Source organism: Streptomyces sp. NPDC104371 (assembly GCF_055583785.1).
On sequence record NZ_JBVJNF010000001.1, the window covers coordinates 384475 to 410564 of the forward strand.

Annotated in this window: 26 protein-coding genes; 20 read left to right on the forward strand and 6 right to left on the reverse strand. The window is 71.2% G+C overall.

Annotation, left to right across the window (positions count from 1 at the left end):
* The first annotated feature begins 12 nt into the window (after positions 1–12).
* The 3 genes from ACZ60T_RS01810 (at position 13) to ACZ60T_RS01820 (ending at position 3296) form a co-directional block, all read left to right on the forward strand.
* A complete protein-coding gene (locus tag ACZ60T_RS01810) occupies positions 13–1461 on the forward strand; it encodes an NUDIX domain-containing protein (RefSeq protein WP_469663562.1) in 1449 nt (482 codons plus the stop codon).
* On the forward strand, positions 1458–2726 hold the full coding sequence (locus tag ACZ60T_RS01815; protein ID WP_469663564.1) for an NUDIX domain-containing protein: 1269 nt from the start codon (positions 1458–1460) through the stop codon (positions 2724–2726). Before ACZ60T_RS01810 ends, ACZ60T_RS01815 begins: the two co-directional genes overlap by 4 nt.
* A 147-nt stretch (positions 2727–2873) precedes the next feature.
* Positions 2874–3296 (forward strand): hypothetical protein, encoded by a 423-nt coding sequence (locus ACZ60T_RS01820; protein WP_469663566.1) that lies wholly within the window; start codon positions 2874–2876, stop codon positions 3294–3296.
* 12 nt (positions 3297–3308) lie between these two features.
* Here ACZ60T_RS01820 and ACZ60T_RS01825 read toward each other — a convergent pair whose 3' ends face one another.
* Positions 3309–3767, reverse strand: coding sequence for a hypothetical protein (locus ACZ60T_RS01825; protein ID WP_469663568.1), 459 nt, complete (start codon positions 3765–3767; stop codon positions 3309–3311).
* Positions 3768–4077: 310 nt separating this feature from the next.
* On the opposite strand from ACZ60T_RS01825, the gene ACZ60T_RS01830 reads away from it, so the two are divergent.
* From ACZ60T_RS01830 to ACZ60T_RS01895, 14 genes are all read left to right on the forward strand, one after another.
* A complete protein-coding gene (locus ACZ60T_RS01830; RefSeq protein WP_469663570.1) occupies positions 4078–5265 on the forward strand; it encodes a DUF418 domain-containing protein in 1188 nt (395 codons plus the stop codon).
* 246 nt (positions 5266–5511) lie between these two features.
* Entirely contained in the window at positions 5512–6435 is a 924-nt protein-coding gene (locus ACZ60T_RS01835) for an alpha/beta fold hydrolase (protein ID WP_469663571.1), read from the forward strand.
* A gap of 3 nt (positions 6436–6438) precedes the next feature.
* Complete coding sequence (locus ACZ60T_RS01840; protein WP_469663573.1) at positions 6439–7695, forward strand: glycosyltransferase; 1257 nt, start codon at positions 6439–6441, stop codon at positions 7693–7695.
* 48 nt (positions 7696–7743) lie between these two features.
* Positions 7744–9054: a wax ester/triacylglycerol synthase domain-containing protein gene (locus ACZ60T_RS01845; protein ID WP_469663575.1), complete on the forward strand. Its 1311-nt coding sequence runs from the start codon at positions 7744–7746 to the stop codon at positions 9052–9054.
* A gap of 120 nt (positions 9055–9174) precedes the next feature.
* Positions 9175–10098, forward strand: coding sequence for an ABC transporter substrate-binding protein (locus ACZ60T_RS01850; protein WP_469663576.1), 924 nt, complete (start codon positions 9175–9177; stop codon positions 10096–10098).
* The gene (locus tag ACZ60T_RS01855) at positions 10095–10880 is read left to right on the forward strand and encodes an ABC transporter permease (RefSeq protein WP_365631928.1); all 786 of its coding nucleotides are present in this window, start codon (positions 10095–10097) and stop codon (positions 10878–10880) included. The genes ACZ60T_RS01850 and ACZ60T_RS01855 overlap by 4 nt, the downstream gene beginning before the upstream one ends.
* Complete coding sequence (locus tag ACZ60T_RS01860) at positions 10877–11689, forward strand: ABC transporter permease (protein WP_469663579.1); 813 nt, start codon at positions 10877–10879, stop codon at positions 11687–11689. Before ACZ60T_RS01855 ends, ACZ60T_RS01860 begins: the two co-directional genes overlap by 4 nt.
* On the forward strand, positions 11686–13293 hold the full coding sequence (gene mdlC, locus ACZ60T_RS01865) for a benzoylformate decarboxylase (protein ID WP_469663581.1): 1608 nt from the start codon (positions 11686–11688) through the stop codon (positions 13291–13293). The genes ACZ60T_RS01860 and mdlC overlap by 4 nt, the downstream gene beginning before the upstream one ends.
* A 7-nt stretch (positions 13294–13300) precedes the next feature.
* On the forward strand, positions 13301–14104 hold the full coding sequence (locus ACZ60T_RS01870; RefSeq protein ID WP_469663583.1) for an ABC transporter ATP-binding protein: 804 nt from the start codon (positions 13301–13303) through the stop codon (positions 14102–14104).
* A 112-nt stretch (positions 14105–14216) separates the two neighbouring features.
* The gene (locus ACZ60T_RS01875) at positions 14217–15131 is read left to right on the forward strand and encodes an RNA repair domain-containing protein (RefSeq protein ID WP_469663585.1); all 915 of its coding nucleotides are present in this window, start codon (positions 14217–14219) and stop codon (positions 15129–15131) included.
* A 146-nt stretch (positions 15132–15277) separates the two neighbouring features.
* Positions 15278–16063 carry a PIG-L deacetylase family protein gene (locus tag ACZ60T_RS01880; RefSeq protein ID WP_469663587.1) on the forward strand — a complete coding sequence of 262 codons (786 nt, stop codon included), beginning with the start codon at positions 15278–15280 and terminating at the stop codon, positions 16061–16063.
* Between the two features lie 29 nt (positions 16064–16092).
* Positions 16093–17190 (forward strand): NUDIX domain-containing protein, encoded by a 1098-nt coding sequence (locus ACZ60T_RS01885; protein ID WP_469663589.1) that lies wholly within the window; start codon positions 16093–16095, stop codon positions 17188–17190.
* A gap of 17 nt (positions 17191–17207) precedes the next feature.
* The gene (locus ACZ60T_RS01890) at positions 17208–17708 is read left to right on the forward strand and encodes an NUDIX domain-containing protein (RefSeq protein WP_469663591.1); all 501 of its coding nucleotides are present in this window, start codon (positions 17208–17210) and stop codon (positions 17706–17708) included.
* A 263-nt stretch (positions 17709–17971) separates the two neighbouring features.
* On the forward strand, positions 17972–18631 hold the full coding sequence (locus ACZ60T_RS01895) for an NADPH-dependent FMN reductase (protein WP_469663593.1): 660 nt from the start codon (positions 17972–17974) through the stop codon (positions 18629–18631).
* A gap of 33 nt (positions 18632–18664) precedes the next feature.
* Here the strand turns inward: ACZ60T_RS01895 and sigJ are convergent, their stop codons facing one another.
* Entirely contained in the window at positions 18665–19582 is a 918-nt protein-coding gene (sigJ, locus tag ACZ60T_RS01900) for an RNA polymerase sigma factor SigJ (RefSeq protein WP_469663595.1), read from the reverse strand.
* Between the two features lie 100 nt (positions 19583–19682).
* Between sigJ and ACZ60T_RS01905 the strand changes: the two genes are divergently transcribed.
* Positions 19683–20102 carry a hypothetical protein gene (locus ACZ60T_RS01905; protein ID WP_469663596.1) on the forward strand — a complete coding sequence of 140 codons (420 nt, stop codon included), beginning with the start codon at positions 19683–19685 and terminating at the stop codon, positions 20100–20102.
* Between the two features lie 95 nt (positions 20103–20197).
* On the opposite strand, the gene ACZ60T_RS01910 is transcribed toward ACZ60T_RS01905, so the two are convergent.
* Positions 20198–20776, reverse strand: coding sequence for a TetR/AcrR family transcriptional regulator (locus ACZ60T_RS01910; protein WP_469663598.1), 579 nt, complete (start codon positions 20774–20776; stop codon positions 20198–20200).
* A 72-nt stretch (positions 20777–20848) separates the two neighbouring features.
* Between ACZ60T_RS01910 and ACZ60T_RS01915 the strand changes: the two genes are divergently transcribed.
* On the forward strand, positions 20849–21442 hold the full coding sequence (locus ACZ60T_RS01915; RefSeq protein WP_469663600.1) for a dihydrofolate reductase family protein: 594 nt from the start codon (positions 20849–20851) through the stop codon (positions 21440–21442).
* A 14-nt stretch (positions 21443–21456) separates the two neighbouring features.
* Here ACZ60T_RS01915 and ACZ60T_RS01920 read toward each other — a convergent pair whose 3' ends face one another.
* From ACZ60T_RS01920 to ACZ60T_RS01930, 3 genes are all read right to left on the reverse strand, one after another.
* Positions 21457–22650 (reverse strand): M48 family metallopeptidase, encoded by a 1194-nt coding sequence (locus tag ACZ60T_RS01920; RefSeq protein WP_469663602.1) that lies wholly within the window; start codon positions 22648–22650, stop codon positions 21457–21459.
* A 116-nt stretch (positions 22651–22766) separates the two neighbouring features.
* Positions 22767–23987, reverse strand: coding sequence for an RNA polymerase sigma factor (locus tag ACZ60T_RS01925; protein WP_469663604.1), 1221 nt, complete (start codon positions 23985–23987; stop codon positions 22767–22769).
* Positions 23984–24355 carry a YciI family protein gene (locus tag ACZ60T_RS01930; protein WP_365631969.1) on the reverse strand — a complete coding sequence of 124 codons (372 nt, stop codon included), beginning with the start codon at positions 24353–24355 and terminating at the stop codon, positions 23984–23986. Before ACZ60T_RS01930 ends, ACZ60T_RS01925 begins: the two co-directional genes overlap by 4 nt.
* A 200-nt stretch (positions 24356–24555) precedes the next feature.
* Here ACZ60T_RS01930 and ACZ60T_RS01935 point away from each other — a divergent pair, with 200 nt between their 5' ends.
* Complete coding sequence (locus ACZ60T_RS01935; RefSeq protein WP_469663606.1) at positions 24556–26049, forward strand: MFS transporter; 1494 nt, start codon at positions 24556–24558, stop codon at positions 26047–26049.
* Positions 26050–26090 lie beyond the last annotated feature (41 nt).

A 26090-nucleotide genomic window follows, 5' to 3' on the forward strand; every position in this document is an offset into this window, starting at 1 on the left:
TGAGGAGATGACATGCCGCCCACCCGGTCCCACCTGCGCGAGGCCGTCGATACGTATCTGGACCGGCATCCCGGGGAGCGCGCCGCCCTGGAGCTGCTGACCGCCCTCGACAGCCCTGGCGACCCGTGCGACCGCGCGACCCTCTCGGGTCATGTCACGTGCAGCGCGGTCGTCATCGACCGCGACCGGCGTGTGCTGCACATCGCGCACAAGGCGACCGGGCTGCTGCTCGCTCCCGGCGGCCACGTCGAGGCGGACGACCGCTCGTTGCTGGGCGCGGCGCTGCGGGAGCTGCGCGAGGAGACCGGGATCCAGCCCGGTGCCCTGTGCCTGACTCCGCAGTTCCTCGGTACGCCGCTGGACATCGACGTCCACACCATCGACGCGAACCCGGCCAAGGGCGAACCCGCCCACCGGCACTACGACTTCCGATACGCATTCTACCTCGTGGCGGACCAGCCGCCGGTGCTCGAGTTGCAGGAGGACGAGGTCTCCGGGGCGCTGTGGCGACCGTTCGCCGAGGTCACGTCGCCCACGGTGCGTGCCAAGCTGCTGGGCTCCGGGCTCGACGGCAGACCTGAGCCGGTGAACGCGTCCGTCCTGATCCATGACGGCCGCGGACGCTATCTGCTCCATCTCCGGGATCACCATGACGGCATCTGGGAACCGGGAGCGTTCGCGCTCCTCGGCGGGGGCCGCGAGCCCGGCGACGCCTCTCTGGAAGCCACACTGCGGCGCGAACTCGCGGAGGAGACACCAGGGTTGGAGGTCGTCGACCTGAAGCCGTACGCACAGGAGGAGGCGACGAGTGTCGAAGGTCTCTCGGTGCCCATCCAGGTCTACTCGGGCCGCTGGAACGGTGACCCCGACGCGGTGGACCTGCGCGAAGGCGTACTTCTCCGGTGGTTCACCCCCGATCTGCTGGACCGGCTGCGCCTGAGCCCGGACACTCGCGCCCTGATCCGCCGACACGCCGCCGAGCACGTTCCGGCCGACACCGCGCGCCCGTCGGACGGGACGGAGCTTCATGTCGTCGGCGTCCACCTCCACTTGGAGGACGACCAAGGCCGTCTCCTGCTCGGTCTGCGCCACCCCGACTCGGCGTACGCCGGGAACGTCTGGCACTTCCTGGCCGGGCACTGCGAGCGGGAGTCCGCCGTCAGTTGCCTGGTGCGAGAGGCCGAGGAAGAGGCCGGGCTCATCATCGATCCCGCCGATGTCGAGTTCGTCCACGCGGTCCACGTCGTCGGCTCCCCGGGCGCGCGCCCCCGTATGCAACTCGTCTTCCGGGCCCGGTCCTGGACCGGCACGCCCAAGGTGCTGGAGCCCGACCGGTGCGTGGAGTGGCGCTGGTGGGCGCCGCGAGAGCTGCCGACGGAGATCGTGCCGTACGCCCGTGTGGCGATCGAAGGGGTTCTCGCGGGCCGCGTGTACTCGGAGTCGGGCTGGGGTGAGGCATGAGCGGGACGAGCGGGGCGGGGCGGCACACCGAGCCGTTGGATGTCCATCTGCTCCTGCGCCGGGAGACCGGCCACGGACCGGAGATCCTGCTGTCGAGGCGGGCCGGTGCGGTCTACGCCGCCGGTCTTTGGCATCTGCCGTCCGGGCATCTGGACGGCCCGCACGAGGACGTCGTCACCGCCGTGGTGCGTGAGGCGCGGGAGGAGACCGGCGTCGTCATCGAACCGGCGGAGGTGCGCGCCGCCGTCACCGTGCACCACCGGTCACCGGCCGGTTCCGCCCGTACCGGGGTCTTCTTCGAGGTGCGGCGGTGGACGGGGGTTCCACGGATCGCGGAGCCGGACGTCTGCGACGCGATGGAGTGGGTGCGCCTCGACGCGCTGCCCGCCCCGATGGTCGCGTACTGCCGTGCCGGACTGGACGCCTATGCGGCGGGCGCACGGCTCGCGATCCACTTCCAACTGCCCGGCGACACGATCGCCCACGACCCAGGGGCCGACCGCCTCCGCCTCGTGCCGCCCGTGGACGCGACGGATCCCGACCCGACCGCACGCCCCGTGCCGCGTACGCAACTCGCCGTAAGGAGACGTCTCATGAACCGCGACATGGCCCCCGCCGACGCGTTGGCGCCCGCCGAATCGTCGACCGCAGCCGACGCGTTGGCCATGGCCGCGCGACCGGTGGTCCACGCTGCCGCGTCCGCCGACGCCGAGGGCATCGCGCGGCTGCGCTCCACCGACGAACCGGCCGTCCCGAGCGAGCGGGATCACGAACACGTCTGGATGCCGCCCGAGCAGTACGCCGAGACGGTACTCAAGGCCACCGCCTTCGCGTGCTTCTACTTCACCGACGAGGACGACCGGCCACTTCAGTTGCACTCCGTCTACTCCCCTGTCCACCCTTGGCAGTTGGTGGGCGGCACGATGGATCCGGGCGAGCGCCCCTGGCAGACGGCCGTGCGCGAGTGCCAGGAGGAGACCGGGTTCACGCCGTCCGGGCCGCCCCAACTGCTGGCGATGGTGTACAGCCTGCCCGGCACCGAATGGCCGTACAGCACGATGGGGTTGATCTTCGACGGCGGTCGGCTCACCACGGCGCAGATCCGCGCCATCGTCGTGAATCCGCAGGAGCACGACGAGGTCCGGGTCCTGCCCTTGCCCGACTGGGAGGCGCTGATGCCACCCCGGGACTTCGCACGCCTGAGCGCCGTGGCGGAGGCCCGGCGCACGGGCGTGGCCGCCTACTTCGACACCTGGGACTGGTGAAGCGCAGGACCGGGGCATGAGTGAGCGGGGTCCCGAACGGGACACCCGCCCACCGCATTCCGTCACCTTGATCCATGCCGGTGCGCCGCATAGGTTGGCCACGTGAGGGGTGGGTCACGGGAACAGTGGAGGAACCAGCCGCGGTGGGTGCGCTGGGCCCTCGCGGTGTACGTGATCGGCTTCCTCGAGGGGACCTGCGCTCATCTCCTGGACCTGCTCAGGGGCGGGATCCATGTCTACGCGTCCTTCGCCCCGCTCCCGTTGCAGGTGTTCTTCGTCAGCCTGGCCGTCCTGGATCCGCTGGTCGTCGTCCTGGTGGGACTCGTACGGCCCGTGGGACTCTGGTCGGCCTGCGCGGTGATGGCGCTGGACGTCACCGCGAACTGGATCACCAACTGGCCGCAGTTGCGGGACGACTGGACCTGGCTGCTGCGCCCGGTCGGGCTGCTGCCTATCACCCTCTTCGGTCTGTTCGTCCTCACCTCGGCGGTGCCCCTGCGCCGGGCCGTGACGCTCGGCACGGGAGTCCGTGAACGGGATCACCCGCTCCGCCGCACCACGGCTCACTGAGCGACGGCCTCGTCAGAGGTCACCGCAGAGATTCCGGGCCGTTGCCAGCTCCTGCTTCACTTCCTTGCCGAACTCGAAGGTCCGCGCGTGGAGGTTCTGCGCTCGCCGGACCGCTTCGGCGAGCGGCTTGTACTGCTTGTCGCCCGCAGCCGCCGCCTGCGAGAGCGCACCGGCCGCGGTGAACCGGTTCACCGCGATCTCGGCCTCCGGTCCCTTCGCGTTGTACTTCGACTCGTCGAATCCGTCGAGGGCGCGGCACGCGTCGCGCGCGTCGTCCGCCGGGGCGGATCCCGTGGCGGCCCCGTCGCCATCGCTCAGGGCCCAGGCCGCGCCCACGGCGCCCCCGCCGATCAGGAGACCCGCCACCAGCAGGGCGACCGGGACGAGGCCGGGACGCCGGGGCGTCGCCGATGCCGGTGCCGGTGAGGCCGACGGGGCGGGAGTGCTGTACTGAGGCTGCTGCGATGACATGTCCCCCACCCTAGGACATGCATATGACAGGTTCGCGGGGGAATTCCGGCGGCCTTGCGCGTGCCGGAAATGAGTAGAGTCACACCTTCTGCGCCATACCTCCTCTATCGCGACCCTCGCCTGTACCTTCGTAGTACACACGCCGATGGCTGTCCTTACTTGCTGTACTGCGACACCGAGCCCAGAGGCGGCTCCGTGAGCAGTGGCATGGCCGTGGACACCCGGCGGGTGGGCCCCCGCCGCGTGGTGGGGGCGGCCCGTATATCCGCCGGTCACCCGGCGATCACACCCACTCTCACCCCTGGACGGCATGGCTCAGTACACAGACGTCGCAGCTCCCGCAGTGCACACGCCTGCCCCCGTGCGCGGCAGCGGGAAGGCACCCGCAGGCCGCCTGATCGGGCTGGACCTGGCACGCGGACTCGCCGTGTTCGGCATGTACGCGGCCCACGTGGGTCCCGACCCCGAGCAGGGCGGTGTGACCGGCTTCCTGATGGAGCTGGCCCACGGCAGGTCCTCCGCGCTCTTCGCGTTCCTGGCGGGCTTCGCCGTCGTCCTCATCACCGGACGCGGCGCGCCGAAGACCGGGCTCGCCGGACGCCAGGCGCAGGCCAAGGTGGTGATCCGGGCCGCGATCCTGCTCGGCCTCGGCACCTGGCTGACCGTGAGCGGCACCCCGGTCGATGTGATCCTCGCCTTCTACGGTCTGTACTTCCTGCTCGTGCTGCCGCTGTACCGGCTGGGCCCGGGCCCCCTGGCGGCGATCGCCGCGGGCACGGCCCTCGTGCTGCCACAGGTGCTCTATGTCGTGCAGCAGACGATCGGTGACGACGTCCATGCGCCCGGTGAGGCCGACGGCCTTGTCTCGCTGCTCTTCACCGGCGCCTACCCGGCGCTGTCGTGGGTCCCGTTCGTGATCGCCGGTATGGCCGTGGCCCGCCTGGATCTTGCGTCCACCGTCATCCGGGCCCGCCTGGCCGTCACGGGTGCGGCCCTCATGGTCATCGGCTACGGAGGCTCGTGGCTGGCGCTGCACCTCCCCGGTGTCGCGGACGCCATCGGTGCGTCGGCGGGGGCCGGGGACGGGACGAGCATGTGGTGGTCGGACACCTCGGGTTCTCCGTCCGGGGACACCCCTGCCTGGCTGCTGGCCGCCTCTCCGCACAGTGAGACCACGCTGTCGATCCTGGGCAACACCGGTGTGGCGGTCCTCGTCGTGGCGGTGTGCCTGGCCGCGATGGACGCCCTCCCGCGGCTCCACACCCTGGCCCGGCCGATCATCGCGGTCGGGTCCATGTCACTGAGCGCGTACGTCTTCCATCTCTTCGCCATACGGTTCCTCGGCATCGAGGAGCTGCCCGGATCGCCGCTGCACGTGCTGGTCGGCTTCATCCTGGCCGCCATGGCATTCGCGACCATCTGGTCGCGCTTCCAGCGGCGCGGGCCTCTCGAATGGCTGATGACCAAGGCGACGGGGTTGGCGCGGCATATCCGCTGAGCGCGGAACCCGCCCCGGCCGCCCATCCTCAGAGCCCGGCCGCCCGATCCTCAAGCGCAACGGCTGCGTGGATCCTCGAGCCAATTCGTTCAACTCAGCCGTCACGCCAATTCGCTCAACCGATAATCCTTCATAGCACCTCCATATTCACCTCTGCATTCGACGCGAGTAAGCGCCCTTCCGGATCTGGAATGATTGCGCAGAATTCGATGAGTAATGCTGAGCAATGGAGGTTCTATGAGGTCGGTGACCGAATTCGCGGCCGACCGGGACGGGGGCCCGGGTGAGGCTGTCGTCAGGCCACATCAGTGGGGTGACTTCCGGTGCGAGTCGCGACGCGTCCGCAGTACGTCGGCGCGCATCGCGCCGCTGGTGCTCGTGGGCGGCGCGTTCCAGACGAAGGAGAGCTGGGGTCGTCTGGAGCGCGAGATGCTGGGGTTCGCCGACGTGATCACCGTCGATCTGCCCGGCTGGGGGGCCAGCCCCGTCCTTCCCGAGCACTACGGAACCGACTTCCTGGCGGATGCCCTGGGGCACATGCTCGACGACCTCGGCCTGCCCTCGGTGAACCTCATCGGAGGTTCGTACGGCAGCGCGGTCGCCTACCGGCTCGCGCAGCGGCGTCCCGGCCTCGCGGCGAAGATGGTGCTCGTCGGCACCATGACCCATATCCCGGAACAGGCGCGGGCCATGATGTGCCGGAGCGTCGACCTCCTCACGGCCGGACAGACCGAGGAGTTCACCGATGTCACCCTGGGCCTGCTCATGAACGTCGACACGGTCGCGTCGGTGGTCGCGGGGGCGCGGGTGCGGCGGTTCCTGCTGCGGCGGCTGCTGAACCTGACTCCGCACGACAAGGAGCAGTTCATCGCCAACACCCAGCGTCTGCTCCGCCACGAAGGCCTCGACCTGAACGAGCCGCCCACGATGCCTGTCCTGGTCGCCGCCGGGGAACACGACAGCTTCACGACGCCCGGTCAGTGCCGCGCCCTCGCCGCCACCTGCGCCGACAGTTGGTTCGCGGTGGTGGCCGACGCCGACCACATGCTGCCGGTGGAGCGGCCGGTCGAACTCGTCGATCTGATCATGCGGTTCCTCTGCGGTGAGCCACTGGAGGCGCTCGAGTACCTCCGCACCGCCGAGCGGATCTCGCCGCTGGTGGCGGTGTGACGGATGAGGATCCAGATCGTCACGGTGGGCACCACCGGCTCCGTGGCCCCGTACACGGGTCTGGCGCACCGCCTCATGGCCGAGGGCCACGATGTCGAGATCGCCACCCACGCGCGTTTCGCGGCCATGGTGTCCTGCTGCGGTCTGCGTATGCGCCCCATGGAGGCGGATCCGTTCGGGGCTCTGATCAGTGCGCACGCCCGTCGCGGCGAGGCCCGGGGACGACGGCCGGACGGACCGCTGAAGACGCTGCGCGCACTCCGCCGGGCCGGCGAGCAGGCCGCGCTCGCCCTGGTCGACGGAATCCTGACCGCTGTCGACCCGAAGGCCGACTTGATCCTGCTGTCGACCCTCGCGGCCCCGATCGGCTCGGTCGTCGCGCGGTACCACCGCATCCCGACGACGGGCGTCTTCCTCCAACCCGACGTCCCCAGCCGGGACTTCTCCCCCTGCTCCATGGCCTGGCGGCCACCGAGCCCGGCCAACCGGCTCCGTGCCAGGATCGCGAACACGGCGTTCGACGCCCTCTACGGTCCGGCCGTGCGCGCGGTGCACGGTCGTCTCGGGCTCGCCCCGCGCGGCAGCCGTCGACTGCGCGCCGAGCGCGAGCGCGGCAACTGGCCGATCTGGTACGGCTACAGCCCCTCCGTACTGCCGCGACCGGCGGACTGGCGCCCCGGGTTGGAGGTGGCGGGCTACTGGTGGGCGCACGAGTGCCCGCACTGGCAACCACCCGATCTGCTCGCCGACTTCCTTGCCGCGGGTCCCCCTCCCGTCCTCGTCGGATTCGGCAGCATGATGCCGGGCGACCCGGAGCGACTCGGCCGACTCGCGGCCGGCGCGCTGCGTCGTGCGAAGCTGCGCGGCATCGTCCAGTCCGGCTGGGCAGGCCTCGACGTGATCGACGACGACATCATCACCGTCGGTGCCGTTCCGCACAGTTGGCTGATGCCGCGAACCTCCGCGGTCGTCCATCACGCCGGAGCGGGCACCACCGCGGCCGGACTGCGCGCGGGCGTTCCCGCCGTCCCCGTGCCCGTCATGACCGATCAACCCTGGTGGGCGGCAAGGCTGGTGGGCCTCGGAGTGAGCGCGCGGAGCCTGCCCTACGCCGAGTTGACGGAGATCCGCCTGGCCGAAGCGCTCACCACGGCCACCCAGAGCGAGGCGCTGCGCCGCAACGCGGCAGCCGTCTCCCGTGCACTCGCGCGGGAGGACGGGGCCGGAACCGTCGCGGACGCCCTCGCCCGCCGCGCCTGACGAGCGGCGACACAGCCGAACGAACGACCCGCAGACCGGGAGCCTTCCGTGTCACTCCACCCACCCGCGTCACCCTGTACCCAGCGGCTCGACTCCGACGATCCGGCACGGCTCGCGGCCATGCCGCCGTTGGACGCATGGCTCCACCGGCAGCAGAGCGGCGGCGCGGCCTGCATGACCGCGCTGTACGTGAGTTGGTTCGAGGGACCGGCACCCACGCTGGAGGCGCTGCGCGCGCGAGCACGTCGACGCCTTCAGCCGTTCCGGCGGCTACGGACCCTGCCTCACCACCTCACCGACGACGGAACCGGCATCGACAACTGGCCGCATTGGCGGGAATCCGACGAACTGGATGTCGAACACCACATCACCGCCCCCGGCGACATGAGCCCCACGCCGCTGAGGCTGGACCAACTCCTGGCGACGCCACTGGATCACGGGCGCCCGCCCTGGCAACTGCACCTGCTCCCGGCCGAGAACGGGTTCGCCCTCCTGCTGCGGGCCCATCACGCGCTCCTGGACGGCCAGTCCCTCCGTACCGTGCTCTACGCGCTCCTGGACACCGGCTCATCTCCGCAACCGGCGCGCGCCGGACGGCAGGAGCCTGTGTCGGTCGCGCCGTCGCTCGGCAGGAGGATCACGTGGGCGCTGGACGACCTTCTGCCCAAGGGGCGGTCGCTGCCGTTCCACGGTCCCGTCGGGCCCCGTCGCGACATCGCCTTCAGCCGACTGCCGCGCGAGGTGCTGACCGCCGCGCGGGACGCCCTCGGCACGGGTACGAAGGCGTCGAACACGGCGGTGTTCCTCGCCTCGGTCGCGGGCGCGCTCCAGGATCTGGGGCTGACCGGTCGGTTCCCGCGACTTCCCGGGGTCTGCGCCCTGGTCCCGGTCGATGTGCGCACCGTTTCCGAGGCGGCGCTACTGGGCAACCACTACGCGACCGTCCGTCTGCCGCTTCCCACCCACCGAGATCCGTACCGGCGGCTGGCGGCCATGGAGCAGCGCATCCGCGGAGCGCGCCTTCATCAGCGCGCGAACGCGCAGGCGGACGTGGTCTCTTCACGACCGCACCGGTTCACGGCCCTCAGCACGGCCGCAGGCCGATACGTCGACTCTCCCTGGTACTTCTCGCTGTTGTGCAGCAGCGTGCCCGGCCCGCGGGGAGGTCTCACTCTCGGAACCGCCCGACTCACCGCCGCGGCGGCCCTGCCGCCGCTGGGGCCGGGCCATCCGCTGGCCGTCACGATGACCCACCACCACACCGGAGCGGTCCTGAGCACGGTGACCGATCCCGACCACCAACTCGCCGAACCGCTCACGGCCGCTGTCGACGAGCAACTCCGCTGCCTGGCCGGGTGAACGCCCGTACCTGCCGTACAGGCGATGCGCCCACTGTGGCGATCATCGTCATGTCCCTGGTAAACAGAGGTTATGACGTTACGTCGGTTAAGGACGGAAACGGCAAGGACGGCGGCGGCCGTGGCGGCACTCGCGTTGCTGGCCGCGGCCTGCGGGTCCGGCGGCTCGGATGGGGCCGGTGACGGTAAGGGGGCCCAAGTCACCGTGGCCGCCCTGCCGTTGACGGACTCCGCGGCGCTGTACATCGCCCAGGACCGGGGCCTGTTCGAGAAGGAGGGACTGAAGGTCCGTATCCAGCCCGTGCAGCAGAGCATCCAGGCGCTGCCCGCCCTGTCCAAGGGCCAGGTCGACGTGATCGCGAGCGCCAACTACGTGACGTTCCTCCAGGCGTACGAGGAGGGCACCCTCGACGTACGCGTCCTCGCGGAGGGCGTACGGGTCGCTCCGCACATGATGGATGTCCTGGTGCCGAAGGACTCCCCCATCAAGACCGCCGCCGACCTCAAGGGCAAGAAGGTCGCGGTCAACATCCTCAACAACATCCAGACGCTGACCCTGAACGCGATTCTCGAGCAGCAGGGAGCCGGTGGGCCCGTCTACCGGCAGATCGCGTTCCCGCAGATGGGGCCCGCCCTGGAGAAGGGCCAGGTCGACGCGGTGCATGTGGTCGAGCCCTTCGACAGTGCGATCCAGGACAGCTTGCGGGCCCGTGTCCTCGTCGACGGCGGCGCGTCCCCCGTCGAGTCGCTGCCCATCAGCGGATACGTCACCACCGCGCGGTACGCGAAGCAACACCCGGACACCGCCGCCGCGTTCCGGCGCGCGATCGAGGCCGCGTCGAAGATCGCGCACGAGGACCCGTCGGCCGTACGCGAGGAGTTGCCGAAGTACGCCAAGGTGTCCGCGGCGCAGGCGAAGTCGATCGGACTGCCCGCCTATCCGGCTGCCACGGATCCGAAAGAGCTGCGTCGTCTGACCGAACTCATGCGGAAACAGGGGCTGTTGAAGAAGGCCGTGAACCCGTCGACGCTGCTTGTCAAGTGAGTCGGCGCGGCCGCCGGGACGTCGGGCTCGGCGTCCTCGGCGTACTGCTGGCCTTCGGCGTGTGCGAGGCCGTGTCACGAGCGGGGATCGTGCGGCGTACGTATCTGCCGCCCGCGTCCGAAGTCCTCGCTCGCGCCGTCGAGTTGGCGGGAGACTCCGCGTTCCTCGACGGCATCGGAGCCACGGTGCGCGCCTGGGCGCTGGGGCTCGCCCTCGCCTGTGTGATCGCCGTGCCGGTCGGCCTGTTGCTCGGCAGCGTGCCCGTCATGGAGGCCGCGGTGCGCGCGATCGTGGAGTTCCTGCGGCCGTTGCCGTCCGTGGCGCTGATCCCGCTGGTGTCGCTGCTGCTCGGCTCCGGCGCCCGGACCGAGGTCACGCTCATCGCCTACGCCTCGGTGTGGCCGATCCTGTTCAACACGGTGTACGGCCTCCGGGAGAGCGAGCCGCTGGCCAAGGACACGCTCCGCGCCTTCGGTTTCGGCCGGGCCGCGGTGCTGTGGCGGGTCGAACTGGCCGGTGCGGCACCGTTCATCGCCGCCGGTGTCCGTATCTCGGCGGCCGTCGCGCTCGTACTGGCCGTGGCCACGGAACTGCTGTCCGGGTTCGGCGAGGGCCTCGGGATCTTCATCGCACAGGCCCAACTGGCCACGGACGGCACGCGGGACGTGCTCGCGGGCGTGGTGTGGGCAGGGGCGCTCGGCCTGGTCGTCAACGGCGTACTGGTGTGGGGGGAACGGCGGTTGTTCCCGTGGACGCCCGAGCGACGCGCGGTGCGAGCGTGACGACGCTGCCATCGGCCGAGGCCGCGCGGCGGCCCGCGCTCGGTGCCCTGCTGCGCTGGTCGGTCCTGGCCATCGCCGTCGGCGCCTGGGAGTTGACGGCACGCGCGCACGGCAGCGTCTTCTTCCCGCCGCCGTCCCGCATCGCGCGGCACGCCTACGATCTGTGGTTCTCCGGCCCGGTGAGCCATCTGTTCCTCACCGACGCCGCGTTCGACACCATCGGGCCGAGCCTCGGCCGGATGGCGGCCGGATTCGTGCTCGCCGCCGTCGCCGGGATCGCCCTCGGGCTGGCGATCGGCCGCTCCCGGCGGGCCTGGGCGCTGTGCGATCCGGTGTTGCAGTTCGCGCGTGCCGTTCCGCCGCCCGCCCTGGTCCCGGTCTTCGTCGTGGTCCTCGACTTCGGTACGCCGATGCAGGTCGCGTCGATCGTGTTCAGCGCCGTGTGGCCGATCCTCGTCAACACGGCGGAGGGCGCCCGCGCCGCGGATCCGCTGCGCCTGGACGTCGCCGCCGTGTTGCGGCTCACCCCGGTCGAACGGCTCCGGTTCGTGATCCTGCCCTCCGCGCTGCCCCGTGTCTTCGCCGGGCTGCGGCTCAGTCTGTCGCTCGCGCTGATCCTCATGGTGTTCTCGGAGCTGCTGCCGGGCACCGAGAACGGCATCGGCTTCCTGCTCACCGACGCCCAGTCGCGTTCCGACCTGCTCACGGTCTGGGCGGTACTGGTGCTGCTCGGCGTCTTGGGTCAACTGCTCAACACCGGCTTGCTGGCGGTCGAGAGGCGGCTGCTCGGCACAGGGAGGAAGACGTGACGACGACAGTCCTGAACGCGGTCGTCCGGCTGCTGCGCGACACCGGCATGACCACCGTGTTCGGCAACCCGGGCTCCACCGAACTGCGCATGTTCCGCGACTGGCCCGACGACTTCACCTATGTCCTCGGGTTGCAGGAGTCCTGCGCCGTGGCCATGGCCGCGGGCCACGCCCTGGGCACGGGGCGCGCCGCGTTCGTCAGCCTGCACTCGGCGGGCGGTGTCGGTCATGCGCTGGGCGCCGTCTTCAACGCGTACCGCGACCGGGTGCCGTTGGTGATCGTCGCCGGTCAGCAGGCGCGCTCGCTGCTCCAACTGCGCCCGTTCCTCGGCGCCGACGAACCCGACCGGTTCCCGCGCCCGTACGTGAAGTCCGCCCGCCAGCCGGACCGGGCCGCCGATGTGCCGGCCGTTCTGGCCGAGTTGCACCGCATCGCGATGACGCCTCCGCGCGGGCCGGTGTTCGTGTCCGTTCCCGAGGACGACTGGGACCGGGCGGCCGAACCGGTCGAGCCCCGCACGGTGCACAGTGGATTCACCGCCGACCCGGAAGCCCTCGCCGCGCTCGCCGACCGTCTCGCCACCTGTGCGCGGCCCGCGCTGGTGATCGGCCCCGGTGTGGACGACGAGGCGGTGCTCCCGGAGGCGGTCGCGCTGGCCGAGCGGATCCGCGCGGCCGTGTGGATCAGCCCGCTGTCCGGCCGCTCCGGGTTCCCCGAGTCCCATCCGTTCTTCCAGGGCTTCCTGCCGCCGGTCGCGGGCCAGTTGGCCGCGCGCCTGGCCCCGTACGACGTCGTGGTGGCGCTCGGGGCACCCGTGTTCACGTACCACGTGGCCGACGACAGCCCCCCGCTCGCGCCGGGCACCGCGCTCTTCCATCTGGACTGCGATCCGGCCCAGGCGGCGTGGCTGCCGACGGGCACGAGCCTGATCACCACGCTGCGCCCCGCCCTCGCCCGGCTCACCGAACTGGTCGGCAGGGCGGACCGCGAACCGCCCCCGGCCCGCGGTCGGCCCGCGCCGGTGAGCGCGGGCGGCGCCCTCACGCCCGAACTGGTCCTGGAGCAACTGCACCGGCGCCTGCCCCGCGACCGGGTGCTCGTCGAGGAGGCCCCCAGCCACCGGGACGCGCTGCACGCGCGCGTGCCGGTCGATCTGCCGGGCGGATTCCTCACCACGGGCAGCGGTGCGCTCGGCTGGGGCCTGCCGCTGGCCGTCGGCCGCGCGCTCGCCGACCGGCGGCGGGTGGTGTGCGTGCTGGGCGACGGTTCGGCGCTGTACTCGGTGCAGGCACTGTGGACGGCGGCCCGGCACCGGGCGCCGGTCACCTTCGTCGTCCTCGACAACGGCGGCTACGGGGCGGTGCGCGCGCTCGGCCGTCGGATCGGCGTCGCCCCGGTGCCCGGCACGGACATCGGCGGCATCGACTTCGCCGGGCTCGCCGCGTCGTTCGGCTGCCCGGCGCATCACGCGGACCGCCCCGGCGACCTCGGCCCGGCCCTGGACCGCGCGGTGACGTCGCTCGGCGACGACGACGGCCCCCACCTCCTCCATCTGCGCGTCAGCGGCAGCGAGGGCGTGCTCTACGAACCGTGGGCCGGGTGAGGCCCGGATGCTCCGACTCGACTCCCTGAGCCAGTCGTACGGCGAGCACCGTGTCCTGCGCGATGTGTCGCTGAGCGTGCCGGACGGTCAACTCCTGTGTGTCGTCGGCCCGTCCGGCTGTGGCAAGTCGACGCTGCTGCGCACGATCGCCGGGCTGCTGCCCGTCCGCGAGGGCGCGGTCACGATCGACGGCACGCCGGTCACCGGTGTGCCGGACCGGCTCGCGGTCGTCTTCCAGGACTACGGCCGCTCGCTGCTGCCGTGGCTCTCGGTCCGCGACAACGTGGCGCTGCCGCTGCGCCGTCAGGGGCTGCGCCGGGCCGAGCGGCGCGCCGCGGCCGAGCACATGCTGGAGCGCGTCGGCCTGGAGGCCTCGGCCCGCCGCTACCCCTGGCAGCTCTCCGGCGGTATGCAGCAGCGGGTCGCCATCGCGCGCGCCCTGGTCGTACGCCCCTCGCTGCTGCTCATGGACGAGCCCTTCGGCTCCCTTGACGCGCGGACCCGCGAGGACCTGGAAGACCTGCTCCTGGAGGTGCACCGCACGGACGGCGCCACGATCGTGTTCGTCACGCACGACATCGACGAGAGCGTCTACCTCGGCGACCGCGTGGTCGTGCTCTCCGCGGGCCCGGACTCACACGTCGCCCGTGACCTGCCGGTCGAACTCCCCTCGCGGCGCGACCAGATCGCGACACGGGGCCTGCCGGAGTTCGTGACGCTGCGGGCGGAGGTGGGACGGGCGGTACGGGCACCGGCCCGCGCCGCGGCGCCTGGGCCTACCGGCGCGGAGCCCGAACAGGCACCTTCGTGATCACCCTGCCGGTCGGCCCGGCGAAGTTACCGAGCGGTCGCCGCGCTCGGCCTGGAATCCCTGACCCCGAGCGCCCAGGATGGTGAGCAGCAGGGGGCAGAGAGGGGTCCTGATGCGTACCAGTGACGAGATCTATCACCAGGTCCGCTGGGACCCGAGGTTCGATCCGGCCCGGTTCGTGCTGGGGATCAGCCAGCGCGGGGGCACCGTCGAACGCGTCCCGCTGCCGTGCTTCGTACCCGGCGGCGACATCCCGTGGCACCGGGTGGTGTTCATCGAGGCGGACGGCGAGGTGGTCTGGGACCGGGCCACGGGCGTGGACCGCGTCGACGCGTCGGAGGCGGGGCGGGTACGGGACGCGCGAGCGGAGCCGGGCGTCGCCGCGAGCAGCGGCACGTGCGAGCCCGTCCGTTTCCTCGATGTGTCACCGACGTCCCGTACGGCGCTGGCCTGGATCCCGCCCGCAGAGCTGTGGCCGCCGATCCAGGACATCCGCCGGGACTACGACCCACAGATCCACCGGTGGCCGCCACACGTCAATGTGCTCTTCGGCTTCGTACCGGAGTCCGACTTCGAGCGGGCCGCCCCGCTGCTCGCCGCGGCGGCGGCCGAGACCCCGGTCTTCACGACCCGGCTGGAGGGGCTGCGTACCTTCCGGCACCCGGCGTACTTCACCGTGTGGCTCGATCCGACGGCAGCCGGTGAGGCACCGTGGTCGGACCTGTACCGCTCCCTTCAGCGGCGGTTCCCGCGCTGCGTCGGACGCGCCGGGCACTTCACCCCTCATCTGTCCCTGGGCCGGACCCGGAATCCGCGCCACGTCACCGCCGACTGCGCCACCCGGCTCGACGCCATGACGGCCACAGTGTGGGAACTCGTCCTACTCTCCCGCAGAGGCGACGGACCGATGCGGCCACGGGCCACGGTCGCCCTGCGCACGGGCGAGGTCCGACGGCTGCCCGAGCCCGGCCCCGACGCGCCGGGCCCGGAGGACACGGCGTGGCTGTCGGGGGTCACCGACAGATGAGGCCGGACGAGGCCGGACGAGCTCCCGTTGGATCCGTCGTCAGCGAGCGCGTCATGTGCTGGGGCAACCGCTCGGTGAACAGCGGGCGAACGGGTGCGGCGGAGGACACGAGACCGTCATCCTCTGAGGACCCGTTCAGTGGAAGAATGCACTCCGTGACGCTGTCCTCTCCCCCGTCCTTGATGGGCGTGTTCGCCCATCCCGACGACGAGTCCTTGCTCGCGGGCGGCGTGCTGGCCCGACATGCCGCCCACGGCGCCCGCACCGCGGTCGTCACCACCACGTGGAGCACGAACAGTCACCGTGCGGCCGAACTCGCCGACGCTCTACGTGCGTTGGGCGCGGGTGAGCCGCGCATGCTCGGCTACGCCGACGCCCGCAACCCGTCCTCCGCGCCCGGACGAACTCGCCTCTGTGACGCGCCACTCGATGAACCGGTCGGCCTTCTTGTGCGGCACGTAAGGGAGTTCCGCCCCGATGTCGTCGTCACCCATGACGCACTCGGCCAACTGACCGGCCACCCGGACCACCGCCGTACGCACCAGATCACCCTCCTCGCCCTCGAGGCCGCCGGGCTTCCGCATCTGTACCCGGACGCCGGGGAACCGTGGCAGCCCCGAGCGCTGTACGCGGGTACTCACCCCGAGAGCGGCGTCGGTGAACTGGGGCCACTTCTTACGGCAGTTGGCAAGAGCCTGCTCTGTGTTCCGGACGCGTACGTGACCACGGTCGTGGACGTGGCGCCGTGGGCCGACGTGAAGTGGCGTGGGATCCTCGCGCATCAGAGCGAGGTCGCGCGTGAGCGGTCGCTGCCCGGTATCCTCGCCCGCCTGCCCGAAGCGACCCGCCGCGAGATCATCGAGACCGAGTACTTCACCCGGCTCACGCCTGGCCCCGTCCCGGGCGATCCGCATCAACTGACCAGCACCTGACCGCCGCTTCACCGCCTGATCGGAGCAACATGACCACAACGCCCTCCGCCTCCGACGAGTTGCCCGGTACCTCGATGACCGACGAGGACTACGGGGCCCTGCGAGCCGCCGCCTCCCTGTGGTCCGGCACCTCCGTGCTCATCACCGACCAGCGCGGGCGGGTCCTCGTCGAGCACGTCGACTACCTCGATACCTGCCTTCTGCCGGGCGGCGCCGTCGACAAGGGCGAAGCCCCCTCCCACGCCGCAGCCCGCGAACTGCGGGAGGAACTCGGCATCACCACGACCGTAGAGCGCGGCCTCGCCGTCGACTGGGTCTCCGCCGACCGCTTCGGCGCACCGAGCGCCATGCGGTTCCCCGGCGAGATCCTCTACGTCTACGACGGCGGCACCTGGACCGACGCCCAGATCGCCGCCGTCCGGCTGCCCGGCCACGAGATCGAGGCCATCGAGTGCGTCGAACCCGCGCGCCTGCCCGACCTCATGGCCCCAGGTGACGCCCGCCGAGCCCTGTCCGCGCTGCGTGCACGTATCAACGGCGGCGGTACCGTGCTGCTGGAGAACGGCCTCCCGCTCGCCCCCACCGTCCTCGACACCACCCGCGCCCTGAGCACCGCCCGGCACGCGCGCCACTACCCCTTCCATCCAGGCCCGGTCCCCGACGGCCTCACGGTGCGCCAGTCCTGGGGCTGGCTGTTCGCGCCGGACGGCCGCGTCCTCGTCCTCCTCGGACCCGACGGCGAAGGCGCCTGCCTCCCCGGAGGCACATCCGAACCCGAGGACCGCGGCGACCCCGTCACCACCCTGATCCGTGAGGCCGCCGAAGAGGCCGCCGCCCAGCTCGGCGAGCCGCTGTTCCTCGGTCATCTCCCCGACCCGGCCGAACCGTACGCACGCGTCCGGTACGCCGCCACGCTCACCTCCGTCGGGCCCGTGCGGCCCGACCCCGCCACCGGCTGCACCTACGTCCGCGTGCTGGCCACCCCGGAGCAGGCGGCGGAGCTGTTCGACTGGGGGCCGTCGGCAACCCACCAACTCGCCGCCGTCCACCAGGCCCGCGAACGCCTCGGCATCCCCAGGGCCGCACACCAGCCCTTCACCGAACTCACCGACCCCACCACCTGGTAGATCCACGGGAGATGCCCTTGAGCGCCGACTGGCTGCCACCCGCCGAGTACGTGGCCATGCTCCCCAAGGCCACGGTGTACGGCTGCTTCTTCATCACCGACGAAGCCGATCGCCCGATCCAACTGCGCGCGGCGCGCGATCCGCACGTATGGCAATGGCCGGGCGGGAACATGGACCCGGGCGAGACACCGTGGGACTGCGCGGTCCGTGAGGGTCTGGAGGAGACCGGACTGCGTCTCGCCGAGACACCTCGGCTCCTCGGTGTGCACTTCCTGACCGAGCGGGTCGACTGGCCCGCGCTCAAGCTCGGCCTCGTCTTCGACGGCGGCCGACTCACCGCCGAGCAGATCGACCGCATCGCCCTGGACCCGGACGAGCACAGCGAAGTCGCCGTCCGCTCCGTGCGGGAATGGCAGCGGGAGATGAGCGAAGCCGCCTTCCGTCGTCTGGCCGCCGTCGCCGAGGCGCGCCGTACCGGTACGGCCTGCTACCTCCAGCAGACCGACGCCCCGGCGTAGCCTCGCGGCCTGGGTCACTACGTCAACGGGCGGGGCGCGAGCGGCCGTTCACTCTTCCGCGCGGGCCGCGCGCCGCCTTCCGTCCGGCCGCGCGCCACGCAGGTGGTCAACACGCTGGTCCCACAACCGCCCTGTCCCGGGCGAGCCCTTGCCGCCCTCGGGACGGTCGAGACCTCACCATGGATCACGCCCCATGGTCCGCGTGGTGCCCCGGCCCTGACACGGGCCCCTGCACGGGCCCCTGCGACGAAAGGACGTACCCCATGCCCACGGACGCCCAGCCCCACCCGCTGCGGGTGCTCGTCTTCGGCGCCGCGCTGCGGGCCGATTCCTCCAACGCCCGACTGGCCTCCCTCGTGGCCCGGTTGATCTCCGACACCGGCGCCACCGTGGACCACGCCGCGATGCACGACTTCGACATGCCGTTGTACGACGGCGACGTGGAGGCCCGCGAAGGACTGCCGGAGGGTGCTCTCTCGCTCCGTGACCGGATCGAGCAGGCCGATGCCTTCGTCATCTCCTCTCCGGAGTACAACGCCTCCGTACCAGGCCTGTTGAAGAACGCGATCGACTGGGTCTCGCGGGTGCGACCGCAGCCGTTCAAGACCAAGCACGCGCTGCTCGTCTCCGCCTCACCGTCCTTGGTCGGCGGCAACCGCGGGCTGTGGGCGCTGCGGGTCCCCCTGGAACACCTGGGCACCCGCGTCTATCCGGACATGTTCAGCCTCGCCAACAGCTACCAGGCCTTCGCGGACGACGGAACACTGACCGACGCGGGGCTCCAGCAACGCCTGTCCGAGACCGTGACCGGGTTCCTCAGCCTGGTCGAGGCCGATGTGCGGTACGTCTGCCTGGCGCGCCGGTGGTACGAATTCCCCGGCGACCGCACGGAGGCGTCCATCACCCAACGGGCCGAGGGGTGAGCCCGGCAGCCGACGGGGCTCTCGCAGCGGGTCCTACTCCTCCCCCGCCCACCACCGCAGCTTCTCCGGGTTGCGGACCGCCCAGATCCGGGTGACACACCCGTCGTCGACATCGAACGCGGCCACGGTCACGACCACGCCCGCGCGCCGGGCCACCAGTCCCGGCACGCCGTTGACCGTCCGCTCCAGGAGTTCGAGCCCCGGAGCCATGTCGGCGATGGCGGCCATGTAGCGGGCGATGCGCGCGCCGCCCTCGACCGGGTGCAGGACGGCGCCGACCAGACCGCCGCCGTCGGCGGTCATCACGGCGGCCGGGTCGAGGAGACCGATGAGGGCAGGGATGTTCTTGCTCTCCCATGCCTCTTTGACATGCCTGACCACGTCCGCCCGGCCGGTCGCCGCGGCCGGGGCGCGGGCGGCGCTCACGCGCCGTCGGGCGGAGGACGCGAGTTGCTTGCAGGCCGCCGGGGTCCGGTCGAGTACGTCGGCGATCTCGGCGAACGGGTACCGGAAGACGTCGTGCAGGACGAACGCCACGCGTTCGGCGGGCGTCATCGACTCCAGGACAACGAGGAGGGCCATGTCCACCGACTCGTCCAGAACGATCTGGTCGGCGGGGTCCGCAGGGCCGGTCGTGGCGGTGCCGCCGGTGTCGTCCCACTCGGTGCGGTCGGGCAGGGGTTCGGGCAGCCACGCGCCGACATAGCGTTCGCGGCGGGCCCGCGCCGAGCCCAGCAGGTCCAGACAGATGCGGCTGGTCACCGTCGTGAGCCAGGCGCTGGGGGACCGGATCTCCCGCTGACGGCTGCGCGGCAGCTTGTACCAGCGCGCGTAGGCGTCCTGTACGGCGTCCTCGGCCTCGGTCACCGACCCGAGCAACCGGTAGGCCACATTGATGAGTTGACGTCGCTCACCGACGACGTCCGCCGTGTCGAGCCCGACAGTCTCCATACTTCCGGCCGCCCCCCGCCTTACCTTTCACCCGCCCGTGTCGTCGGACAGTCGAGACCTTATCGATCTACTGCCCGAGGGCGGAAGCGAGGACCGTGACATGGCCACTCAGGTGACGGCGAACTCCACTCAGGCGACGGCGAAGACAGGACGCGCCGCCTCGTTCCTGCGGATCGCGATCGCGTTGCAGACCCTGACGATCTTCCTTCAGGCGGTCTCCGCGGGCCTGTTGCTGACCGTGTCGTACGGAGAGACGCTGCACGGCATCGGCGCGCGTGTGATGTACGGGGCGTCGATGCTGTACGTCCTCGCGGCGGTACTGGCGTGGAAGCCGGGCGGCGGCTCCACCCGGCCCATCTGGCACGCGTCGGGGTTCCTCGTCCTCGCCTCGATCCAGGTCGTGTTGGGCATCGCACACGTCCCGTCGGTCCATCTCCCCCTGGGTGTCGCGATGTTCGGCCTGAGCGTGCTGGCACTGTCCCGGGCGCCGAGGCCCGGTAGCGTGTCCCGAACCTCTTGATCACCACGTTGGTCGCCGCACACGTCAGCAAGAGCCGTGGGGAAGGAATCTCCACACGCGCTCTGCAGAACGCAAGGCCCCCGCTCGTCGACCGTCTACTCCGCCGCCACGATGCGCTCGACCGCAGCCGTCACCAGTTGTTCGCGTTCCGCCTCCGTGAAGACGTCCGGCAGGGTGAGTTGCTCGACGATCAGCCAATTCAGCGCCAGGATCAGCAACTTGACGGCCATCGCGTCGCCGGGAAGGCCGGAGGCCTCGTGGTACGCGACGTTGGCGTCCACGTCGGCCCGGACACGCTCGGTGAGAACCTTGCGCAGTTCCGGGCGACGGGTTGCCTCGAGGCGGAGTTCGAGCAGCGCGAGGTAGCCGGTGCGGAACGAGGCTACGCGGCCGACGAGTTCACGCATCAGCTCCACGTACGTCTCGCGGTCGCGGCCGGCCGCTCGCTGGCGGGCGATCGTGGCCTCGTCGGGCTGCAGTCGCTCGTACACACGGGCGCCCGCCTGAGTGAGCAAGTCATCGCGGTTGGCGAAGTAGTTGGACGCCGTGCCGACGGGTACGGCGGCCTCGGTGTCCACCGCCCGGAACGTCAGACCGCGCGCACCCTCCTTGGCCAACACCTCGATCGCGGCGTCGACAAGCGCGGCGCGCCGCTGGTCGTTTCGTCTCGCCATTGACACCACTCCGGTTGTAGTACTACGTTCAGACCACTTCAACCAGAGTACTACGCATGGGGGTCATCAGAGATGCGAAAGCTCGTGTACTACGTCGCGGTCACGCTCGACGGCCGCATCGCCGGACCCGGCGGCGAGTACGACTTCTTCCCCGGCGGCGACGAACAGCAGACCGCCGCCTACTTCACCTGGATCAACTCGCTGTACCCCGAGACCGTCCCGAGCGCCCACCGCGCCGCCGTAGGCCTCACCGACGCGCCCAACCGGCGCTTCGACACGATCGTCCAGGGCCTCGGCTCCTACCGCGTCGCCCTCGACGCCGGAATCACCAGTCCGTACGCACACCTGCGCCAGTACGTGGTGTCCAGCACGCTCCAGCCCGACATCGACCCGGCCGTCACCGTCGTCCCGGGCGACCCGCTCGCCCTCGTGCGCGAGCTCAAGCGGGAGGAGGGCACCGGCCTGGACATCTGGCTCTGCGGCGGCGGCAAGCTCGCGGGCGCCCTCCTGCCCGAGATCGACGAACTGCTCATCAAGAACTACCCAGTGGTCGCCGGTGCCGGAATCCCGGCCTTCGACGGCGCGTTCGACCCCACGGTCTTCGACGTCGCCGAACGCACCGCGTTCCCCAGCGGCGTCACCTTCACCCACCTCACCCGCCGATGACTGTGCCGTACGGTTCAGCTGCGGACGCAGTCCTGGATGACCTGTCGGGCCAACAACCCTTTCGAGTCGAGGAGTTCGTCCTCGATGGCGTCCGCGGCTCTCGCGTCGAGCGTGAGCGCCGCGGGTTGTGCCGCCGCTCGGGACAGGCGCGCGATACGCAGGCTGAGCACCGGGAGTCCGGGGCGCTCGGTCACGAGGCGCGGGGTGTCCACGGCCGCCCGCGTCATGTCATCGCGGCTGGGCACCTCGGCCTTGTCCCCCAGCCGGTCGGGCAACCCCTCGGCATGCGCGGACACGCTGCTCCAGAATTCCCGCGCCGCGCCCGGGGTCGCGCCACTCCGGCCGAACGAGCGCGTGGCAATGGCGAGTCGGTGCACCTCTGCGGTGACGGCGCCGGCCAGTCGCCGATCGCGCAGAGCTGACGTGGCCGCCCGAGTGGAAGCGATCCGCGCCGCCACCGCGTCCGCCTGGAACTCCGCACACCGCGCCCCCGGGAGCGTCAGCCGGGTCAGCAACCGAGCCACGCCTTGCGCCACCAGTCCCGGGATCCACAGCGCCCAGTCCGCGAAGCGCCCCCGGTTCGCGAACCGGACGGTCGCCATAGCCGCGATGCTCGCGTACCGGACGTTGCCGATCGCGGTCGGGGCCGCGTCCGACGCGCTCGGGTGGCGGCCCGCGAACTCCGCTGAACTCCGCAGTGTTCTCAGGGCCATGTCGACCATCAGCCCGCGCCGGATGTCACGCGCCGCGAAGTGCCCCAGTTCATGCGCGATGGCCGCGACCCTCTGCTGCGGTGTGAACGTCGACCACAGCGGGACGCCCAGTTCCAGCAGCAGCTCACGGCGGATGCCCACGGCGGACACACGTACGGTGAAGCGCGCGCTGAGCTGAACGATGTCGACGTGCCGCACACCGGCAGCGTCCGCGATCCCGTCCAGCAGCGCGTACAGAGCCGGTGCCTGTTCCCGTCGGAGCGTGGGCAGTTCAGGTGCGGGGCGACCGAAACGAGGGCGCACCTGGGTGACCAGCCCGAGCAGAATCAGCCCGAGCACTGGCTGCGTGACCGTGCCCCAACCGAGCACGACCAGCAGCAGAGCGCCGATCAGCAGTCCCGCCGTCACCAGATGCACCAGACCCGCGAGGCCGTACGCGGCCGCCCTCGACCAGCCCGCCCCGGCAGGCGCGACCTGTTCCCCCTTGGCTGACATCCCCGTCCCCCTCATGTCGAGAACAGCGAGATCTTCGCCCTTGCGCACCGCCGAAACACTGCCGGAAGTCGGCAGTTTTCCGGTGACTGCCGTTGCCGGGCATCGAAGGTGTGCAGCTAGGACGTGGGCTTCACCCGGCCCGCCCGGGACTCCAGGTAGCGTTGCTCGGCCATGCTGGCCGTGGACTTCGCGGCGCGGCGGTAGTGCTCGTACGCCCCCGTCAAGTCGCCGCTCTGCTCCAGCAGATGCGCTCGTACGGACAGCAGCCGGTGGTGTCCGGCCAGTCGCTCGTCCGCGTCCAGCGTGGCGAGCAGGGCCAGTCCGGCCGCCGGTTCCTCTGTCTCGGCGAGTGCGACGGCCCGGTTGAGGGTGACCATCGGGTTGGGGGCGATGCGTTCGAGGATCAGGTAAAGGGCGTGGATCTGCGGCCAGTTGGTCTCCTCCGCCTTGGCCGCGTCGGCGTGTGTGGCGGCGATGGCGGCCTGCACCTGGTAGGGGCCGAGGGCCGTGGCCGCCAGCGACGTCTTGACCAACTCCGTGCCCTCGTCGATCAATTCGCGATCCCATGTCGTACGGTCCTGCTCGTCCAGCGGCACCAGGTCTCCGGCGGGAGTCGTACGGGCCGCGCGGCGGGCGTGCGTCAGCAGCATCAGCGCGAGCAGCCCGGTCACCTCGCCGTCCTCGGGGAGTTGCGCGTGCACCGTCCGGGCCAGCCGGATCGCCTCGCGGGCGAGGTCGGCGCGGTGCAGCTCGCTGCCCGATGAGGCGGTGTAGCCCTCGTTGAAGACGAGGTAGAGCACATGCAGGACGGCCCGTAGCCGCTCCTCGCGCTCCACGCCGTCCGGCAGGCTGAACGAGCTGCCCGCGGCCTTGACGCGCTGCTTGGCCCGGCTGATCCTCGCCGCCATCGTGGCCTCGGGCACCAGGAAGGCACGGGCGATCTCGGCCGTGGTCAGGCCGCCGACCGCCCGCAGTGTCAGGGCGATCTGGGAGGCCGGGGTCAACGCCGGGTGGCAGCACAGGAACAGCAGGACGAGTGTGTCGTCGGTGTCCGGTACGTCCTCGGGGACCACCTCGGCGGCGGTCGTCGCCAACTCCCGTTCGCGGCGCGCGTGATCGCTGCGCATCTGGTCGATGAGGCGCCTGGACGCGACAGTCGTCAGCCAGCCGCGCGGGTTGTTCGGCACCCCCTCGACCGGCCACTGCACGGTCGCGGCGAGGACGGCCTCCTGTACGGCGTCCTCACACCCTTCGAACTGTCCGTGCCGACGTACCAACGTGCCGAGGACCTGCGGCGCGAGGTCACGCAGCAGGTCCTCGAAGGCCAGATGTGTCATGCCTCCAATTGTCCGTCGGCGAACATCACTTGGCGTACCTCGATGCCGAGCCCCTCGACCGCGGCGTCCGGGATCCGCGACGCCAGTTCGATCGCTCGCTCCTTGTTCTCGCAGTCGACCAGGTAGAAGCCGCCCAGGTACTCCTTGGACTCCAGGAACGGCCCGTCGGTCACCACGCGTCGGCCGCCTCGTACGGACACCACGGCGGCCTGGGACGGGTCGACCAGTGCCTGCGTGGTGATCAGCTCGCCGGACGCCTTCAGCGCCTCGATGAACGCGCCGTGCCCGGCGCCGATCGCCGCCTTCTCGTCGTCGGTCAGCGCGTCCATCACGGCCGGGCTGATGTGCATGCTGATCAGGAACTTCATCGCGTACTCCTCGCGGTTCACGAGCCCCGGCGGGGCCCTTCGACCAGTTGGTCGGAGCCGTCGCCGTCGTCTTGACATCCTCCTCGGCATCTCCGGCCGCCCCCACCGATGTCAAGAACCTCTCGACCGCTCCGACCGACAGGCGACACCGACAGGTGCCACCCACAGATGACGCATCGAGAGAACAGGACGCTTCGGATATGCGACTCGACCGGGCATGGCTGGGCCTGGCCCTCCTCACACTGCCGACCTTGCTCGTCGCACTGGACACGACGGCACTGCTCCTCGCCCTCCCCCGGCTGAGCGCCGACCTGGGGGCGGGCACGGTCCAGCAGTTGTGGATCAGTGACAGCTACGGACTCATGGTGGCCGGTCTGGTCATCACGATGGGCACGCTCGGCGACCGGATCGGCCGTCGGCGGCTGCTGCTGATCGGCGCGGCGGCCTTCGCCGTGCTGTCGGTCGTGGCCGCCTTCGCGGTCAGTCCGCTGATGCTGATCGTCACGCGGGCGCTCCTCGGTGTCGCGGGCGCGACCCTGGCACCGTCCACCCTCGCCCTGATCACCAGCATGTTCCGCGACGAACGCCGGCGCGGGAAGGCCATCGCGATCTGGGCGACGTGCCAGTTCACCGGCGGCGCGCTCGGCCCCGTGCTCGCCGGGTTCCTGCTCCAGTACTTCTGGTGGGGCTCGGTGTTCCTGCTCGCCGTGCCCGCGATGGCCCTGCTGCTGCTCGCCGGGCCCGCCCTGCTGCCGGAGTTCCGCAGCGACCGGGCCGGTCGCCTGGACCCGGCCAGTGTCGGACTGTCGCTGATGGCCGTGCTGTCGATGGTCTACGGCGTCAAGCAGCTCACCGTCGAGGGCGTGGTGCTCGTCCCGGCGGCGGGCCTCACGGTCGGCGCCGCCGTCGCGGCCCTGTTCGTACGGCGCCAACTGCGGCTGCCGGACCCCCTGTTGGACCTGCGACTGCTGCGCAACCGTCCGTTCACGGCCGTCCTTGTCGCGCTGGTCCTCGCCGGGCTCGCCATGGCCGGTACGGGTCTGCTGGTGACCCAGTATCTGCAGAGCGTGCTGGGCTACTCGCCGTTCGCGTCGGCGGTGCTGTTCGCCCCCATGGGCCTGGGCGTGGCGGTCGGCACCATGGCCGCGCCGACGCTGGCCCGCCGGATGAAGCGGACGACCGCGATCGCCGGTGGGCTGGCGACGTCGGCGCTGGGCAGTCTGCTGCTGGTCGGCGTCGACGATGCGAGCGGCCTGCCGCTGGTGATGACCGGCATCGCCGTACTGGCCTTGGGCACGGGCCCGTTGTTCGCGCTGGGCACCGGGCTGGTCGTGGGGTCCGTACCGCCGGAGCGGGCCGGCTCGGCGGCGTCGATGTCGGAGACCGGCAACTACCTCGGCGGCTCGCTCGGCTTCGCCCTGCTCGGTGTGGTGGCCGCCGTGGTCTACCGCGACCGGATGGACGGTACCTCCGACTCGCTCGCCGGTGCGGTCGCCGCCGCGCGGCACCTGTCCGGCGATCAGGGCGCCGCGCTGCTGCGCGCCGCACGGGCGGCGTTCACCGCGAGTCTGCACGTCACCGGGGTCATCGCCGCGATCGTCTTCGCCGGGCTGAGCGTCCTGGTCCTCGCCATGCGCCCGGCGACCCGGACCGCTCCCACCCCGCTGCCCGAGTACGCGCGCCAAGAATCTTGAGCATTGCTCAGGTTCCTCGTGTCCAAGGTATTCCCACCGCG